The 17920-nt window shown below is 39.2% G+C and carries 17 protein-coding genes; 10 read left to right on the top strand and 7 right to left on the bottom strand.

The window, feature by feature from the left end:
* Positions 1-243 precede the first annotated feature (243 nt).
* Complete coding sequence (gene rmf, locus B4F91_RS00245; RefSeq protein ID WP_004586522.1) at positions 244-414, top strand: ribosome modulation factor; 171 nt, start codon at positions 244-246, stop codon at positions 412-414.
* Between the two features lie 66 nt (positions 415-480).
* Here the strand turns inward: rmf and fabA are convergent, their stop codons facing one another.
* A complete protein-coding gene (fabA, locus tag B4F91_RS00240) occupies positions 481-996 on the bottom strand; it encodes a bifunctional 3-hydroxydecanoyl-ACP dehydratase/trans-2-decenoyl-ACP isomerase (RefSeq protein ID WP_004586523.1) in 516 nt (171 codons plus the stop codon).
* Between the two features lie 204 nt (positions 997-1200).
* Here fabA and B4F91_RS00235 point away from each other — a divergent pair, with 204 nt between their 5' ends.
* The 3 genes from B4F91_RS00235 to B4F91_RS00225 are packed head-to-tail and all read left to right on the top strand — an operon-like array spanning position 1201 to position 3309.
* A complete protein-coding gene (locus B4F91_RS00235) occupies positions 1201-2058 on the top strand; it encodes a 6-carboxytetrahydropterin synthase (protein WP_024033642.1) in 858 nt (285 codons plus the stop codon).
* Positions 2051-2869 (top strand): M23 family metallopeptidase, encoded by an 819-nt coding sequence (locus B4F91_RS00230; RefSeq protein WP_096041760.1) that lies wholly within the window; start codon positions 2051-2053, stop codon positions 2867-2869. Before B4F91_RS00235 ends, B4F91_RS00230 begins: the two co-directional genes overlap by 8 nt.
* Positions 2870-2874: 5 nt before the next feature.
* Complete coding sequence (locus tag B4F91_RS00225) at positions 2875-3309, top strand: acyl-CoA thioesterase (protein WP_024033640.1); 435 nt, start codon at positions 2875-2877, stop codon at positions 3307-3309.
* Between the two features lie 210 nt (positions 3310-3519).
* Here B4F91_RS00225 and B4F91_RS00220 read toward each other — a convergent pair whose 3' ends face one another.
* The 5 genes from B4F91_RS00220 to B4F91_RS00200 form a co-directional block, all read right to left on the bottom strand.
* Positions 3520-4842, bottom strand: coding sequence for a Na+/H+ antiporter family protein (locus tag B4F91_RS00220; protein ID WP_286938112.1), 1323 nt, complete (start codon positions 4840-4842; stop codon positions 3520-3522).
* Positions 4843-4850: 8 nt separating this feature from the next.
* Positions 4851-6812, bottom strand: coding sequence for a DUF3488 and transglutaminase-like domain-containing protein (locus tag B4F91_RS00215; RefSeq protein WP_286938110.1), 1962 nt, complete (start codon positions 6810-6812; stop codon positions 4851-4853).
* The gene (locus B4F91_RS00210) at positions 6805-7617 is read right to left on the bottom strand and encodes a DUF58 domain-containing protein (RefSeq protein ID WP_414704595.1); all 813 of its coding nucleotides are present in this window, start codon (positions 7615-7617) and stop codon (positions 6805-6807) included. Before B4F91_RS00210 ends, B4F91_RS00215 begins: the two co-directional genes overlap by 8 nt.
* A gap of 184 nt (positions 7618-7801) precedes the next feature.
* Positions 7802-8707, bottom strand: coding sequence for an AAA family ATPase (locus B4F91_RS00205; protein WP_286938108.1), 906 nt, complete (start codon positions 8705-8707; stop codon positions 7802-7804).
* Positions 8708-8719: 12 nt separating this feature from the next.
* Complete coding sequence (locus tag B4F91_RS00200; RefSeq protein WP_029772290.1) at positions 8720-9103, bottom strand: response regulator; 384 nt, start codon at positions 9101-9103, stop codon at positions 8720-8722.
* Positions 9104-9569: 466 nt separating this feature from the next.
* On the opposite strand from B4F91_RS00200, the gene B4F91_RS00195 reads away from it, so the two are divergent.
* From B4F91_RS00195 to B4F91_RS00170, 6 genes are all read left to right on the top strand, one after another.
* Positions 9570-10892: a hypothetical protein gene (locus B4F91_RS00195; protein ID WP_286938106.1), complete on the top strand. Its 1323-nt coding sequence runs from the start codon at positions 9570-9572 to the stop codon at positions 10890-10892.
* A 139-nt stretch (positions 10893-11031) separates the two neighbouring features.
* A complete protein-coding gene (locus B4F91_RS00190) occupies positions 11032-12336 on the top strand; it encodes an ABC transporter substrate-binding protein (RefSeq protein WP_286938103.1) in 1305 nt (434 codons plus the stop codon).
* Positions 12337-12454: 118 nt separating this feature from the next.
* On the top strand, positions 12455-13327 hold the full coding sequence (locus B4F91_RS00185; protein WP_286938101.1) for a carbohydrate ABC transporter permease: 873 nt from the start codon (positions 12455-12457) through the stop codon (positions 13325-13327).
* Between the two features lie 2 nt (positions 13328-13329).
* Entirely contained in the window at positions 13330-14160 is an 831-nt protein-coding gene (locus B4F91_RS00180; RefSeq protein WP_004586533.1) for a carbohydrate ABC transporter permease, read from the top strand.
* A gap of 10 nt (positions 14161-14170) precedes the next feature.
* On the top strand, positions 14171-15184 hold the full coding sequence (locus B4F91_RS00175) for an ABC transporter ATP-binding protein (RefSeq protein ID WP_029772719.1): 1014 nt from the start codon (positions 14171-14173) through the stop codon (positions 15182-15184).
* Between the two features lie 163 nt (positions 15185-15347).
* Complete coding sequence (locus B4F91_RS00170; RefSeq protein WP_064385369.1) at positions 15348-16307, top strand: sugar-binding transcriptional regulator; 960 nt, start codon at positions 15348-15350, stop codon at positions 16305-16307.
* A gap of 893 nt (positions 16308-17200) precedes the next feature.
* On the opposite strand, the gene B4F91_RS00165 is transcribed toward B4F91_RS00170, so the two are convergent.
* Positions 17201-17824 (bottom strand): DNA/RNA non-specific endonuclease, encoded by a 624-nt coding sequence (locus B4F91_RS00165; protein WP_288635311.1) that lies wholly within the window; start codon positions 17822-17824, stop codon positions 17201-17203.
* Between the last annotated feature and the right edge of the window lie 96 nt (positions 17825-17920).

Below are 17920 nucleotides of genomic sequence, written 5' to 3'. Positions count from 1 at the left end.
CACATAAGTGCATTTAAGCGGTTAGATAGCCGTATTGTAAATTAAAGAAGTAGTAAGAAATGAAGTGGTGCGACCACTGTGTTTTTATTAATGTTAAATTATTTTTGCATCAGCATGTTAGTTAATGTCAAACAAATTAATTAATTTTGCTATTTGAATTTAACATTTTTATTAACTATTCATTAAATGTAGATTTCACTAATGCTACAAAATTTATAATTAAAAAAGGTGAGGATATTACCGATGAAGAGACAAAAAAGAGATCGTTTAGAAAGAGCTCATTCTCAAGGTTTTAAAGCAGGTTTAGCCGGGCGCTCAAAAGAGCTATGCCCTTATCAGCAAATCGATCCTAAGTCAGAATGGTTAGGCGGTTGGCGTGAAGCAATTGAAAACCGAAACATGTATAAAACCTAATTCATCAAATAAGAATTAACGTAAAAAGGCCTCCAAATGGAGGCCTTTTTGCATACATTACTAATTTTAGAATGCGCTTGTGTCTTGAAATAAGCCCACTTTTAAATCTTTTGCTTCGTAAATTACGCGGCCATCTACTTCAACTGTGCCATCAGCCATACCCATAAATAATTTACGCTTAATTACACGTTTCATATCAAGGCGGTACGTTACTTTTTTAGCGGTAGGTAAAATTTGACCGGTAAATTTAACTTCACCCACACCTAAAGCACGGCCTAAACCAGGCCCACCAGACCAGCCTAAGAAAAAGCCAACGAGTTGCCACATAGCATCTAGCCCTAAACAACCTGGCATAACTGGGTCGCCTTTAAAATGGCAATCGAAAAACCATAGGCTTGGGTCAATATCAAGCTCAGCTACAATTTGGCCTTTACCGTGCTCGCCGCCATCAGCAGTGATTGAAGTAATACGGTCCATCATTAACATGTTGTCGCTTGGTAAACGGCAGTTACCTTCACCAAACATTTCACCTTGACCACATAGGATCAAATCTTCTTTTGTATAGCTATTTTTAGGTTCCATAACACTTATCTTCGCTTAGAAATTGCCAAGTACTTTAGCGTACACTTGTACGCTAAACAACTCGGAGCAGTTGAAAAAAACACTTTTTTGCGTGATTTATCGCCAATCAGTAGTGGCGATTGCTTTTTGCACTATAAAACCGCGCAATTACAATCAGAAATCATTATAATTACCCCTGACTTATAACCAGTTTAAAGGAAGTTTATGATCCTTTTTGTTAACTCACTAACAGTGATTGATTTTTCTTACTTATGTAACAAACGCGGCGCCGTTGGCGAGAGCTGGATTGTTGACTTAACGTTGCATGGCAAGCTAAATGAAGAGTCTATGGTGTTAGACTTTGGCTTAGTTAAAAAGCAAATTAAAGGCATAATTGACGACTGTTTAGACCACAAACTAGCAATTGCTAAAGGTTTAAATGGCACAGTACAAGAATTTGATTCGCACAAAACGCTTGATTGCACATTTGGTGATAACCACCATTTAGCCATGAGTGCTCCGCATCAAGCTTATTGCATGATAGATGCACCAGAAATTAGCGTTGAATCAGTGACTGAATTTTTAATCGACACTATTTTACCAAAACTGCCAGGAAACATTGAAAAAATTGAGTTGTCGCTTAAACCAGAGCACAGCCAAAGTTTTTATTATCATTACAGCCATGGCCTTAAAAAGCACGATGGCAACTGTCAGCGTATTATTCATGGCCATCGTTCGCAAATTGGTATTAGTTTAGATGGTATGTCTATGCCACGCTTACAAAAGCAATGGGCAGAAAAATGGCAAGATATTTACTTAGCCACGCGTGAAGACCAAATCGCTGCAAGCGAATTAAAACACATAAGCGCTAAAAACGATGATGTGTGCTTTGCCTACACCGCTGCACAAGGTTACTTTGAAATGGCGATTAGCGAGTCACGCTGTGACATTTTACCTGTTGATACAACGGTAGAATGTATTGCTCAACACCTTGCTGAGCAAGTTAAGGCAGAATACCCAGACAAAGACGTAAAAATTACCGCTTATGAAGGCGTAGGAAAGGGATCGATTAGTTATGCTTAAAACTCTTTTAGCCACAGCGCTTGTAACCACAACTAGCTTTAGTGCATTAGCGCTTGAGCTAAAAGGGCACCTTACACAGGGCGGCTTAGTGACAGGCAAGCTTGAAAATGTAAAGTCGGTATCACTAGATGGTAAAACATTAAAGTTATCAGACTCTGGCGATTTTGTGTTTGGCTTTGGTCGCGATGCGAAAGCAAAACACGCCCTTACGTGGGTAGATAATAACGGTAAAACACATACTCAAGATTTAATGATCACTAAACGTGATTATAAAATTGATAAAATTACCGGTGTGGCTAAAAAGTATGTGTCGCCCCCTAAAGAAGTAAGCGCACGTATTAGCCGTGAGGCGCAAGCAATACGTAAAGCGCGCGCAGTTAACTCTGATTTACAGTACTTTTTAGAGCCGGTATTAAAGCCTGCACAAGGGCGTATATCGGGTGTTTATGGTAGCCAACGTTATTTTAACGGCGAACCGCGACGCCCACATTTCGGTTTAGATATTGCCAATAAAACCGGCTCGCCTGTTTATGCTCCGATTAGTGGCACCGTGGTGTTTGCTGACCCCGATTTATACTACTCTGGCGGTACGCTTATTATTGACCACGGCCATGGCGTTACCTCTACATATATTCATTTAAGCAAATTAGATGTAAAAGTAGGCGATACAATAAGCCAAGGCGACAAAGTTGCCGAAATAGGTGCAACAGGGCGTGTAACAGGCCCACACCTTGATTGGCGTTTTAATTGGGAAGGCGAGCGCCTAGACCCAGCATTATTGATGCAAGATAAGCTTGCTAATAAAAAGTAGATACTATGACAGACATTAACCGCGATGCAATTATTGCAAAGCGTATTGAAGACTCAACGACCTCGGTCACTAAAACGGTGTTTCCTGGGCGCACTAATCATCACAACACATTATTTGGTGGCGATGCGTTAGCATGGATGGACGAGGTTGCTTTTATTGCCGCCACTCGTTTTTGCCGAAAGCCGTTAGTGACTATTTCATCTGATAGAGTTGATTTTAAAGAGGCTATTCCAGCGGGGACTTTTGCTGAGCTAATTGCTAAAGTTGTGCATGTGGGCAATACATCACTTAAAGTGGATGTAGATATTTGTTTAGAGACCATGCATAAAGATGATAAGCACTCGGCGATTTCAGGCAGCTTTACTTTTGTAGCCGTAGATGATGACCACAGACCGACACCGGTTGTGTGCGATAAAATGATTTACGGTTTTGACAAGTAAATATTAAGGCAAGCGGCCTTTAAAGAAGCACCTTTTTTAGGTGCTTCTTTAATTATATAAAAAGAACACATCATACTGGTTTGTTGTAAAAAACAACCTTAGCAGCTATGAAGATATATAGATTTCGTCAGCAAAATAGGGAGGTATAAAAAAGGCATGGAATGCATGCCTTAAAAATAATGAATTTTACACACTGTAAGTGCAGAGGTGTTAAAGCACCATAGCCGCAATCCAACCAAATATAAGTAATGGAATATTAAAATGTATAAAGGTGGGGATCACTGAATCTCGTATATGGTCATGTTGACCATCGGCATTTAAACCCGAGGTTGGTCCAAGTGTAGAGTCTGAGGCAGGAGAGCCCGCATCACCTAATGCACCCGCTGTGCCCACTAAAGCCGCAGTTGCCATAACCGAGAAACCTAAATCTAAACATAAAGGAACAAATAAGGTAGCTATAATTGGCACTGTAGAAAACGAACTACCAATACCCATTGTTATCAATAATCCCACCAATAAAATAGAGGCCGCAGCGAGGGGCTTATTGCCATCAAATAACGCCGCGCCACTGTGAACTAAACTTGCTACATCACCGGTTGCTTTCATTACTGAGGCAAATCCTTGAGCCGAAATCATAATAAAGCCAATCATCGCCATCATGGCGACGCCTTTACTAAATACGTCGCCGTTTTCTTCCCACTTAACAACACCAAATACACTAAATATCATTACGCCAACAAGGCCGCCTAATATCATAGAGCCACTTAGGTTTTGTGCAACCAATGATGAAAGCACAGCAAACAAACCCACGATCATCACTTTTTTTGGCTTCTCAATGTCGCTAGCTTTGCTTTGTGTTGTTAACGGTTGCGCTTGGTAGTCACGGCGCTTTGCGTAACTTATAAACACCGCAATAATTAACCCAACCAACATACCGCAGGCAGGAATAATCATTGCCATAGGCACTTGGGTGTTAACTATGTCTAGGCCGTTATCAACTAAGTTTTTATGCAAAATAGAGTATAAGTAAATGCCACCAAATCCATAAGGCAATACCATGTAAGAGGTAGCTAAACCAAACGTTAATATACAGGCAATGGCGCGACGGTCTATACGTAGTTGATTAAACACAACCAGCAAAGGGGGGATTAAAATAGGTATAAAGGCTATGTGCACAGGTACTAAATTTTGAGAAGAGATAGCGCAGCCTAATATAATTAATAAAATAAAATAGCTTAAAAAGGTTTCGCTGCCAGCACCTTGTGCATTCACTTTGTTTAATAGCTTTTCGGCGAGGATACGGGTTAATCCCGATTTTGAAATAGCCACTGCAAAGGCACCTAACATTGCGTAACTTAGTGCAATTTCAGCGCCGGCCGACAAACCAGAATTAAATGCATCAACACTTTCTTTTATCCCTAAACCCGCTGTTAAACCAGCTACAAGTGCACTAATTATCATAGCTACAATGACATTTACACGGGCTAAGGAGAGCCCAAGCATTAAAATAACGCCTATAACAACCGCATTCATAGTTTTCTCTATTTTGAAGATTTAATTAATTTTATCAGATCTTTAGCCTGATTTTTACGTTCTTTAGTAAAAGGTTTTTTAGCGTAGCGCACTTGGTTAAATAAATAGCTAAATTCGCTTAAAGGTTCCGCAGCATTAGGGCTTTGCTCAGCAAAGTATATTAACTGCTGATTAGGTGAATAATGACTAGGCGCTGCTATGTGGCTTTTATCTGCCCAGTGCTTAATTGCCTCAAATTCTACAACTAACGGCGGCCGTTTACTTTTATTGCGTGGCCAATTTAAATAAATAAAGTAAGCAGCAAAGCTAAAAGCAAGTCCTAAAATAACCGCCAAAGGGACCAGCCAAAGATGTTTACTACCAAAAAGTGATTTTAAAAAGTTGCTTTGCTTTTCTTCGTCAAAGCCAAGTACCCAGCTAGTCCATTGGTAATCAAGGGTTTCTAGTTTGAGCCTTAACCAATTAACGGCTGCAAAGTTACTTAAACTCACTAAGCCAAAATCGAGATTACTTTTAAATTCATCATTGAGTTCTTCGTTTTGTGAAAGTGAACCATTTAACCGCTCGGGGGCGACCACCGCAGTGGCATCAAAAATTTGCCACTGATTATTAATATACACTTCAACCCAAGCGTGGGCATCGTATTGACGAACCGATAAATAATTATTTGTTTGGTTTTTTTCGCCCCCTAAATAACCGCTGGCCAAGCGCGCGGGAATACCGGCGCTTCTAAAAATATACGCTGCTGCACTGGCGTAATGGCCGCAAAAGCCGCGCTTTTTATCAAATAAAAATTGATCAATAGTGCTGTCACCGGTCATTGGCTCAGGGGTTAACGTGTAACTAAATTCTTGTTCAGCAAAGTAGCTAAGCAATGCATTATAAAAGTCGCTTTGCGAGGTGGTTGATTGTTTAAGTTTGGCAGCAAGCTTGGCTGCTTGTTGGTTTGTTTGGTTATTTAAGCGTGTGTAATAAGCGGTTTGCCAATTTGAAAGTTGCTCTGTACTCAGTGCTGCACTTGATACCTGATACTGCAAGCTTTTAGCTTGATATTGTTTTTTTCGAAGTAACCCTAGCGCATTACTTTCAACATTTTTATTGTTACTGGTTGCGTAATCAAGCCCATATAACCATTTTTGATTAGCAGGCTCGGCAATAATAGTGTAGGTGTGTTGTATCGTAATTTGTTTATTGGGATCAGCGCTTTGATTATTATATTTTAATAAATCAGATGTTTTCCACGCTTTACCATCAAAAGTATCGTGTACAAGTGCTCGCCAATAATAAGGCGAGGCGGGCGTGTTGTTATCAAAACGCGCTCTAAAAACCAGTTCATCAGAATTAGACAGCTTTGCAATATCAAACGGGTCAACCTGTTCAGAGAGCCCTGTTTTAGCAAGCTTTGGCCCAGGTAACTGCCAAAAAGCGGGCATTTTAGGTAAAAACAACAGCAAAAATATTGCTAAAGGCAAAGCAATAAATAACAGCTTAGCACTTTGTTTAGAGGCTAATTTTAAACTATGAGAAGATTCAATTAAGCTCAATACAGCAAAGTTGAGTAAAAATAGGGCGCTCATGGTTAAGGTGGTTATTATGCTTTGGTTAAACAAATACGCCGATGAAATAGAAAAAAACGTGAGTGTGACAATAATATGGTAATGTTTTTTTGTTTTAGCCTGCAGTAATTTAAAAATACTAGAGAGCAATAACATAGCAACAAACAATATGACTGTATCGCCTATACCTATGGTGTAAATCATTAATATTAAAGCTAACCCAGCCAAAATATTTGCAAGCCACGCGTTAGGTTTAGGGTTGTTAGTCAGTGTTAAGTACACGTTCCAAAGGCATAAAAGCGATAAAACCCCAATAAACAGTATGGGCATATGCGATAAATAAAACGCAAATAAGCAGGCGTATATAAAGCTCATTGCTAAATTAATTGCCCGGTAATTTAATAGCTCAGCCATTAGTTGCTCCGCAGTATTCGCTCAAAAGTGCTAAACACTGTGATTTATCGTGCGCGTCGTTAGTTGCTTTGTAATTTGCTGAGGGCAAAATCAGTGTAAACGGTGTGTTGTTTTCGCATGCATTACACACTAAAAAGCAAAGCTGACTCAAGCGTTGCTCGGTGTTACCCGTTAGCAGGTTAAAATCAAAAACAATATCGGACTTTTTATAATCTATAAATTCTTTTACGAGTAACTGCTGTGATTTAGCATAATGTTTCCATGAAATTCGCTGCAATCCCATTTCTGGTAAATGCGTAATTAGTTCATCAAACTCTTCGCTGCCGGGCTCTTTAATACTGCCTGTTTGCGTTGTGTGTTCAAACGTACTGTTGTAAGTGTCGTTTAGTACATGCTCTGGCCCAGGGTAAACGTAAACAGAGTCATTGGGTTGTATATAACTCCACACGCTTACCAGCCCAAATGGGTAATTACTGTGTATTTTAAAACTTTCAAGGGTATATTTACCGCGGGCATTATAAGGTAGGTTAATAATTAAAGCGCTGTCTTTGGGCGTAACTTGCGTTAAGTGCTTTGCGTATTCTGAGTCACTTGAGTAGCCAAGCGATACTGATTGCGTAAGTGTAGGGGCTTTTAAAATAAATTTAACCGATCCTTTATTTGGTGAGAAGCTGGCAAAACTTTTTATATATTCAACTTTTAGCCCTTTGGCGTTTGTATAACCAAGCAGAACGGCAATAATCATCACCACAAACATTAAATAAGCCATCACCAAAATTAAGTTATTTTGATAATTAATGCCCATAACAAAATTTAAAATAGCCACAATAATAAAGTAAAAGCCGAGCTGCGAGGGCACTACATAAATATTGTTATGAGCCAGCGTAATGGATTGCTTTGAATGCTTGTTTTTAAGTAGTTTATTAAGTAAACGCTTTTTTAATGCGCCTAATATACCGACCTTTTTGGCTTTTTTTTTAAATAACACGTTAAACTGGCACAGCAACGGTTTTTAAAATTTCATTTACTTGCGCTTCGCCCGACTCGTTATGCAGTCCTAAGCGGTGTTGGCACACACTGGCAAATACAGCTTGTACATCGTCAGGGGTTACAAACTCTCGCCCTTCAATAAATGCCCACGACTTAGCCGCTTTGGCAAGCGCCATACTTGCCCGAGGAGACAGCGAGCCTGCAAATGCTACGCTTTGACGAGTATGCGTTACTAATTCAATAATGTAATCGATTACAGGGCTACTTATCACAATTTGGTTAATTAAGGTTTGAATTTGCTGTAGCTGCTTAGCGTCTATTCTTTGTGGTAATTGGCTGTAGTCTCGCGGTTTGATGTTTAAAATAAGTTGTTTTTCAGCCTCTTTAGGAGGAAAACCTAAACTTATACGCATTAAAAATCGATCTAACTGCGATTCTGGAAGTGGGTAAGTACCCGACTGATAAAGCGGGTTTTGCGTGGCAATTACAAAAAAAGGATTTGGTAACGTGTACTTAGTACCATCTACTGTAATTTGCTGCTCTTCCATCGCCTCAAGCAATGCACTTTGCGTTTTAGGGCCCGCGCGGTTTATTTCATCTGCTAATACAACTTGGCTAAAAATCGGTCCTTTATGAAATGTAAACGTGTGCTCATTAGCGTTAAATACATTGGTTCCTAAAATATCGGCAGGTAAAAGATCACTTGTAAATTGTATACGCTGATACGACAGCCCAAGCACTGCAGCAAGTGCATGTGAGAGCGTAGTTTTGCCCATACCGGGTAAATCTTCTATCAGTAAATGTCCTTCACTGAATAAGCAGGTGAGTGCTAGTTTTATTTGTTTTTTTTTGCCAAAAATAACACTCGATAAATCGTCGATAATTGCCGTAACAGTGCTTTGCATACTGACCTTATTTTATTCGCTTAGTTCGAGGCGCTTCATAACAGAATTAACCTTTTTAGCGTTAAAAGGTTTTTCTATAAAGCCTTTAGCGCCTAATTCCCATGTATTTTGCACGTTTTCAAGGGTGTTATGACCCGAGCACATAACAACGTGAGCGTGAGGGTAGCTATCATTAATATGTTCTAGAATATCAGAGCTTTCAGAATCAGGTAAGTCCACATCCAAAAATATGACATTGGGTGATTTTTTATCAAGAAGGGGTTTTGCAGAAAGGTAATCGTTGCTTTCTAAAATATCTTCAAAGCCTAGCTCCGTTAATATTTGGTTTAGGTAGTCACGTATTTCCTTAACGTCATCAATAATAAGTATAGGCTCAAGCGGGCGCACAAATTCCATATGTTAATTACTTCTATTTTTTATACATCTAAAGTAATTTAATTTTATGCTAAGCACTGTATAAGCTCAAGAAAGTAAATCAAAAAACAACCAATTAGCGCTTTTACGCGCCTAAACCTGCCGTATTAATTAAACGCCCATACCATTTAATTGGTTAATAAATGTTAAATAACGATCTTCAATAGCCCTCTACAGAACACTTTAAATAAGACTTTAGTCATAACTGGCAATTTTATTTTGGAATTCAAAACTATTAAACCCTTGTTTATAAATGTAAATTTTTATAAGTGCGATTTCATGTAAATGTTTTGTAATAAAAGATGTTGACGTTACATTATTCATTTGTGATTATGCTCATTAGCTGAGCCAATGCTCATTATGAAGTTTAAAAACACATTTAAATAAAATGCCCATTTGCTTTAGCTGCACACTGAAAATACACAACACACTAAATAGAGAGTTCATTATGTTAAATAATAAGAAAGCTAAATTTGCGCTAACTTTAGTAGCAGCAGCGTTGGCGGCGCCTGCACAAGCAGAAATGTCAGATTACTTTGACCGCCTTGACGTTAACTTTCTAGCAATGCAAAACTTTCAGTCTATTCAAGCTAAAGACGGTGCATTTCGTCCTGGAGATGAAGAACAATCATCAGGTTTTGGGCGTATTAGAGCTAACTTAATGCTTAAGTTTCATATAAATGAATACATTACTGCCGACATTGATATAGCCGAAGAGCCAAACGATTTTGGCGGCGGCGACCGTGATTTTTCGTTCCATAACGACTTTGCAGGTATTGAATTTGATTTACTTGGCTTATACGGCACACCAAACGAAAACGAAAATTTAACGCTTCGTTTAGGTAATATTGGCGCGTCTCCATTTCAGTTCAAAGGTTTTCAAGACGGCGCTGATAACCAAGGTAATGCCTTAATTGGTAACGGCATTAACGACTACGCAACCGCAGAAAACGGTGCACAATTAAGCTACACAGAAACTTTTGACAGTGGTGTGCTTCGTTCTTATAACGTGGCAGGTCACATTACTACATCAAGCTTTGGCGAAGCATTTCAAGAAGATAGAGGCTTTAATTACCGCTTACAAGGTACATTAGAGTTTGAAGGTGGCTTTAAAGTTGGCTTAAATTACTTACAAGCTAACCAAGGCGACCAACTTCGTTTTGAAAATGGCGTAGCGAGCTTAGATGGACTCACAACAACAAATTACCGTTTTGGTGATGGCGAAAACTATAACTTTTCGGCTTCTCCTTCAAGCGAACGTGATACTCACGTAGGCGTTATGCCAGGGCTTGATCAGTCTATCATTCAATTAAATTTAGCGTATCAGCCATCAGAGCAAACCAGCATTATTTTAATGTTGGGTAAATCGTCTGACGATTACACCTTTGCAGACTCTGCAGGTAACGCAGTGGCAGGTATTACCTACTTTGGTACAGATGGCGTGGCAGACGAAAACGGTACCTCGTTTGATTCTAACAGTGTAATTAAAGGCGAAAGCTCAGTAGAATATTACGCCGTTGAAGCACAGCAATATATCATTCCTGAAAAACTTTACGTAGCCGCACGCTATGCAGAGTCAGAAAACACTTCCGATTTAATCAGCCAAAACGATAACACCGTTGAGCGCTTACAAGTAGCCGCAGGTTACTGGTTTACAGATTCAACACTTTTAAAAGTTGAGTATGTAAACCAAGAAGAAGGCGCAAACTCAGGCGGCCAAATTGGTCGTGGTTTTGACGGTTTCACCTCAGAAATCTCAGTTAAATTTTAAATAGCTTACTAACTTACTGTTTGGTTTAAAGGTAATTTCAACGCTGTAAATACGTTGAAATTGCTCACCGCTTTATTTACTAAGGCGCTTTACAGTTATTTTTTAAGCGTCATTTAACATATTTATGAGGTTTAACCCGATGAAAACTAAATTGTTAATGCTCGCGTGTTCAGTTATGGCTATTAACGTAGCCGCTAAAGAAACCATAACCATTGCCACTGTTAATAATGGTGACATGATCACCATGAAAGAGCTAAGCAATCATTTTGAAGAACAAAACCCAGAGATTTCATTAAAATGGGTAACACTAGAAGAAAATATTTTACGTCAACGTGTAACAACCGATGTTGCCACAAAAGGCGGCCAATACGATGTAATGACAATTGGCACATATGAAGTGCCAATTTGGGGTAAACAAAACTGGCTAACTGAGCTTGATAACCTAGGTGAAAATTACGACGTTGATGACTTACTACCGGCTATTCGCAGTGGTTTAACGATAGATAACAAATTATACGCGGCCCCATTTTATGGCGAAAGCTCTATGGTTATGTACCGTACAGACCTAATGGAAAAAGCCGGTCTAGAAATGCCAAACGCGCCTACGTGGAGCTTTATTCAAAAAGCTGCAAAAGCGATGACCAATAAAGATGAAGGTGTTTATGGCCTTTGCTTACGCGGTAAAGCGGGTTGGGGCGAAAATGTTGCTTTAATTACTTCAATGGCAAATTCGTTTGGCGCTCGCTGGTTTGATGAAAATTGGAAACCACAATTTAATACCCCTGAGTGGAAAGCCACACTCCAGTACTATGTAGATGTTATGAAAGAGTCTGGACCTGCGGGTTCGTCAGCGAATGGGTTTAACGAAAACCTAGCGTTATTTCAAACGGGTAAATGTGGTATTTGGATTGATGCAACGGTTGCTGGCGCATTTGTAACCAATAAAAAAGATTCTGAAGTAGCTGATAAAGTAGGCTTTGCACTTGCACCAGATAATGGCCTAGGTAAACGTGGTAATTGGCTATGGTCATGGACACTTGCAATTCCTTCTAGTAGTAAAAAATCTGATGCTGCAATGAAATTTATTAGCTGGGCTACATCAAAAGAGTACAGCCAATTAGTTGCCGATAACAAAGGCTGGGCAAAAGTACCGCCGGGTACTCGCGCATCACTTTATGAAAACGAGCAATACATGAATGCAGCACCGTTTGCACAAATAACGCTTGATTCTATTAATTCGGCCGACCCGAAAAACCCTACTGTTAAACCCGTGCCTTATGTTGGCATTCAGTTTGTTGCTATCCCTGAATTTCAAGGAATTGGCACTGCTGTTGGGCAGCAGTTTTCCGCTGCACTTACTGGGCAAATGACTGTTGAGCAAGCGCTTAACACATCACAACGCCTAGTTGAGCGCACAATGCGTAAAGCACGCTACCCAAAATAAATAAGTAGGCGGGTAAGTTTAACGCTTACCTCGTATTTTTCGTCAGCATTAGCATGTTATCTAGTAGCCGTTTGTCGTTGTTGCTAAGGATAATGCTGACTTTTTGAAGGTCACTGATATGGCAACTACACAGTCTCGTACGCTTGCACGCACAATGCTATTTCCTAGTGTAATTTTATTACTAGGATGGATGATAGTGCCGCTGTGCATGACACTCTATTTCTCGTTTGTAGATTACAACTTACTTATTCCTGGTGAACGCGAATTTGTAGGCTTTTTAAACTACGAGTTTTTTTTAACAGATCCCGCATTTGTTGAATCCTTTTTTAATACCCTTTATTTAGTAACGGGTGTATTAGCTATCACAATTTGTGGTGGTATCGGTTTAGCTGTTCTCCTCGACCAAGCAATATGGGGGCGAAACTATGTTCGTATTATGGTTCTCGCCCCATTTTTTGTTATGCCAACCGTATCGGCTTTGGTGTGGAAAAACATGTTTATGAACCCTGTAAATGGATTATTTGCACACTTTGCAATTTGGCTCGGGTTTGAACCTATCGACTTTTTTGCGCAAATGCCTTTGTTTTCAATCATTATTATTGCTTCTTGGCAGTGGTTACCGTTTGCAGCGTTGATATTACTCACGGCAATTCAATCCCTTGACCGCGAACAACTCGAAGCTGCTGATTTAGATGGTGCAGGGCCTTTTAGTAAGTTTTTTTACATCGTGCTGCCGCATTTATCACGCGCTGTTACCGCTGTTATTTTAATTGAAACTATATTTTTACTGTCTATTTTTGCAGAAATTTTAGTGACAACCAGTGGCGGACCTGGGTATGCATCAACCAATATTACTTACTTAATTTACACCCAATCGTTATTACAATTTGATGTAGGCGGGGGCTCAGCAGGGGGCATAGTTGCAGTAATTATTGCCAATATTGTAGCCATATTTTTAATGCGCCTTATTGGTAAAAACTTAGAGGGTTAATCATGGCTAGTGCAGCAAATAAAAAATCAAAACTAATTTATACCCTGGCAGCATGGACCATCAGTGGGATGATATTTTTCCCAATTTTATGGACATTAATCACCAGTTTTAAAACCGAAGCAGAAGCAATATCAGCCACACCAGCGTTATTTGCTTTTGATTGGACACTGGAAAACTATCAAGATGTGTTAGCCCGCTCGCCGTATTTTGATCACTTTTGGAACTCGGTGGTTATATCACTAGGCTCAAGTTTATTGGGCTTATTAATAGCCGTACCAGCCGCGTGGTCAATGGCGTTTGTGCAAACGAAAAAAACTAAAAACCTACTTATGTGGATGCTTTCTACAAAAATGCTCCCGCCGGTAGGGGTGTTAATTCCTATTTATTTACTCTTTAGAGACTTTGCCTTATTAGATACAAAACTGGGCTTAGTTATTGTTATGACCTTAATAAACTTACCGATTATGGTATGGATGTTATACACCTACTTTAGAGAAATTCCGGGTGAAATTTTAGAGGCGTCACGAATGGATGGTGCAACTATTGGCGAAGAAATATTTCATGTATTACTGCCAATCGCATTACCCGGCATAGCCTCAACATTACTGTTAAACGTAATTTTGGCATGGAACGAAGCATTTTGGACACTCATTTTAACCGCTGCGAATGCCGCACCACTAACGGCATTTATTGCCAGTTACTCAAGCCCTGAAGGGTTATTTTACGCCAAGTTGTCGGCAGCATCTGCCATGGCCATTGTGCCAATATTAATTCTTGGTTGGTTTAGTCAAAAACAATTAGTGCGCGGCTTAAGCTTTGGCGCAGTAAAGTAGGAGAACACACATGGGCAGCATCACACTAAAAAAAGTAACTAAAAGTTTTGATGAAGTTAACGTAATTAAACCGCTTGATTTAGAGATAAAAGACGGTGAATTTATTGTATTTGTAGGGCCATCGGGCTGTGGTAAATCAACATTACTACGTATGATTGCCGGATTGGAAGACACAACCAGCGGCACAATTGAGATTGATGGCCAAGATGCCACACAGACGCCACCGGCAAAACGTGGTTTAGCTATGGTATTTCAGTCGTACGCTTTGTACCCGCACATGAGTGTACGCAATAACATTGCGTTTCCACTAAAACGCGCAAAAGTAAGCCCTGCTGAAATTGAAAGTAAAATAGCAAATGCCGCTAAAATACTTAATTTAACTGATTACCTAGACCGTAAACCAGGGCAATTATCGGGCGGGCAACGCCAACGTGTAGCAATAGGGCGCGCAATTGTTAGGCAACCGTCGGCTTTTTTGTTTGACGAACCGCTTTCAAATTTAGATGCATCACTGCGTGTAAATATGCGATTAGAAATTTCTGAACTGCACAAAAGCTTAGCTACAACAATGATTTATGTAACACATGATCAAGTTGAAGCGATGACTATGGCAGACAGAATTGCGGTATTTAATGGCGGGATTATTGAGCAAGTCGGTACGCCACTTGAGCTTTATCAGCACCCGGTAAATAAATTTGTGGCAGGCTTTATTGGTTCACCAAAAATGAACTTTATTGAAGTAGATAACGATAGCCATGCACAAACGCACAGTTTAGGTGTGCGTCCTGAGCACTTTGAAATTTCAACTGAGTCAGGAACTTGGCAAGGTACTGTGGGCGTAATCGAGCATTTAGGTTCTGAAAGCTTTTTACATGTAACTATTAACGATGGCAGTACGGTTACGGTAAAAGCAGATGGCGATTGCCCACTACAATATGGCGATACAATTTATTTAAGTGCACCAGAGCACAAGGTACATAGATTTGATAAAAATGGTTTAACGATTAAAAACCCAACAGTTTAATTCACCGTTGTAAGCCAATACTTTAGGAATAGTAAATTTACCTAAAGTATTGGTTATTAAATTAATGTGACACTTCGGCATTTTATAAATGAATGATATATTTGCAAATATTATAAAATGATTTATCGCTAAACTAAGCGGCTTATCAAAATAAGAGGTTTATGTGGCAAAGCTATCAAATACAGAAATACGTAAGCTCGATGATGCAGCTAGAGCAGGGTGGCTCTATTATGTTGCGGGTAAAACACAAGACGAAATTGCCAAGAAGCTCAATGTATCTCGTCAATCTGCTCAACGTATGGTGGCACTATCTGTAAGCCAAGGGCTTATTAAAGTAAGGCTCGATCATCCTATTGCTAAATGTATGGATTTAGCAGAAAAAATTAAAAGCCGTTTTGGCTTAGACTCTTGTGAAGTAGTGCCTAGCGATGGCTCAGATCCAAACTCTACAGTGGGTTTAGCGCAAGCCGGTGCTGCTGAAATACAACGCCATTTAAAATCAGAAACACCGAAAATTTTAGCTATGGGTACTGGGCGCGTATTACGTGCATGCGTTGATGAACTGCCAACGCTAGATTGTAGCCAACACAAAGTAGTGGCGATGCTAGGTAACATGGCACTTGATGGGTCGGCTTCACCTTATGATGTAGTCGTTAGAATGGCCGAGCATATAAATGCAAAGCATTACCCAATGCCGCTTCCTGTATTACCAAGAAGTGTTGAAGAAAAACAGCAATTGCATTCACAACATAATATTACCAGTAACTTAAAATTGGCCACCCAAGCCGACGTAACGTTTGTGGGTGTAGGTAGCCTAGGCGAAAAATCGCCATTGCATATTGATGGCTTTGTTGATGAGCAAGAGCTAAAAGAGCTACAAAGTTTAGGGGCTGTGGGCGAAATGATCAGCTGGGTTTACGACAAACGCGGCCAATTAATTGACTGCACTGTAAACCAACGTGTTGCCAGTACGCCATTAAAAATTGAAGGTAATAAACAAATTTACGCTATAGCCGCCGGTGAAGATAAAGTACTTGCGATACTTGGTGCAGTTAGATCGAATATGATCAGCGGTTTAATTACTAACGAATACACAGCAGAACGTATTTTAAGTATGGATTAGCCAAGGTTGTTTTAGGTAGTTTTTTAAAATCTACGGATGATAACTGACTAACTGAGCCTTTATTTTTCAAAAAGGAAAACTAACAGGCTCATTTAAAATACCAATAAAGCATTGATAAATTTAGGCTTTTTGTAAAACGTTTTAAATAGCGCTGTAATAAAAGAGCGCCGCAATGAAAGAACGTTGATGAAAATAGCAAAGCAAAAACTGGTGTAGTTAAAATTTTAAAGTAGCCAATGCTTAAAGTTCTTTGTAAGTAATATAGTTAGTAAAGTTTTAAGTGTAATGGATAATAAAAGCCTAATGACCAGAAATAAACTAAAAGCACTTAGCAAAGTAAGGCTTGGTATAGCTTGGTAAAAATAAGCTTAATGTCCGATACCGTCTAGTATTGGACATAGTGGGAGTGTAATGCGCACTCCTTATTATAATATACATAACTACCTATAATTTATATTATGTTAAATAAGGTAAGTTAATGCATAAGCAGAGTAACTATGCTTCTATTAATTACGTATAAACCCCTATTTCTGGTGTTTTGTAATAGTCTTTTAAAGTTGGTCTTTCAGTTAACCGTTTAAATTGTTATGCACAGTAACTTTTAACAACAACTTACGGACTAGTTTTTACACTGATATTTTCGCAACTATTTATGTAGCCTTTCAATCTTATAAAACCAAGCAATTACAAATTCCATATAGCAGCCTCTATATTCCCTTTATGAAAATTAATTACCTTTTTAAACAGGCTCAAATATTGTAATTTTCGTTTCTATCATTTTATTTAAAGCTAACTTATTGCTACAAGATTTTTTGCGACTCATATCAGGTTTAATTTAAAGCCTTAGATTTAAGTTCTTCAAAACCTAAGGCTTTACGCAAAAATAATATGACTTAGTTACAACCTAGTTCAGACCTTAAACCATACACTGACGATTCAATTGTTTGTGCACTGTTATACGATAAGTTTGGCATTACATTTATACCAGATCGCGATTCAACTTCATCAATACTTACTTCGGTATTACAAAAGTTATCACTACGACTTGCTGTTTGCTCCATAATAAATGCCGATGCTTTAATTGTGCTACCAGTTTGCTGCATAACAATTTTAAAATAGCCACTTGGAATCGTATGGGCTTCGTTAGCTTGTGGTAACTCTGCAAAATAATATTCGTATAATGGACCTGTTACTACATATAAATCATTTCCATTTCCTACGTGATTTCGAACTGCAGATTCAAGCCTAACCCATGGGCCTTGATTTAATGCGGATGATTGCGGCGTAATATTAGAAAGTAAGTTTGTTAGTTTCCAATCAGCCGTATTGCTAAAAGATGCTAATGGAACTTGATGGCCTCTATCGGTATTTATTGTTGCATATGCATCGGTGTAATCACTAGGTTTAAGGGCGTGCCAGTCATTCGAGATTGAATTTGCAATAGTGTGTTTGGTTTTTAGGCAAGGCAGAGCCAATGTAGTGTGGTTATTCCCCATAAATTGGCGATAACGCAGCATAAATACCAAACACGCGTTGCCTAGTAAGGTTCTTTCTAGGGGCTATTTACTCTTTGTTACTCGATTTTTACTTAGCCCACTAGGTTACAAAACTCG

This window comes from Pseudoalteromonas sp. UBA6610, assembly GCF_002433295.1.
Classification (GTDB): Bacteria; Pseudomonadota; Gammaproteobacteria; order Enterobacterales; family Alteromonadaceae; genus Pseudoalteromonas; species Pseudoalteromonas atlantica.
This window is presented reverse-complemented; position numbering and strand designations above follow the sequence as displayed.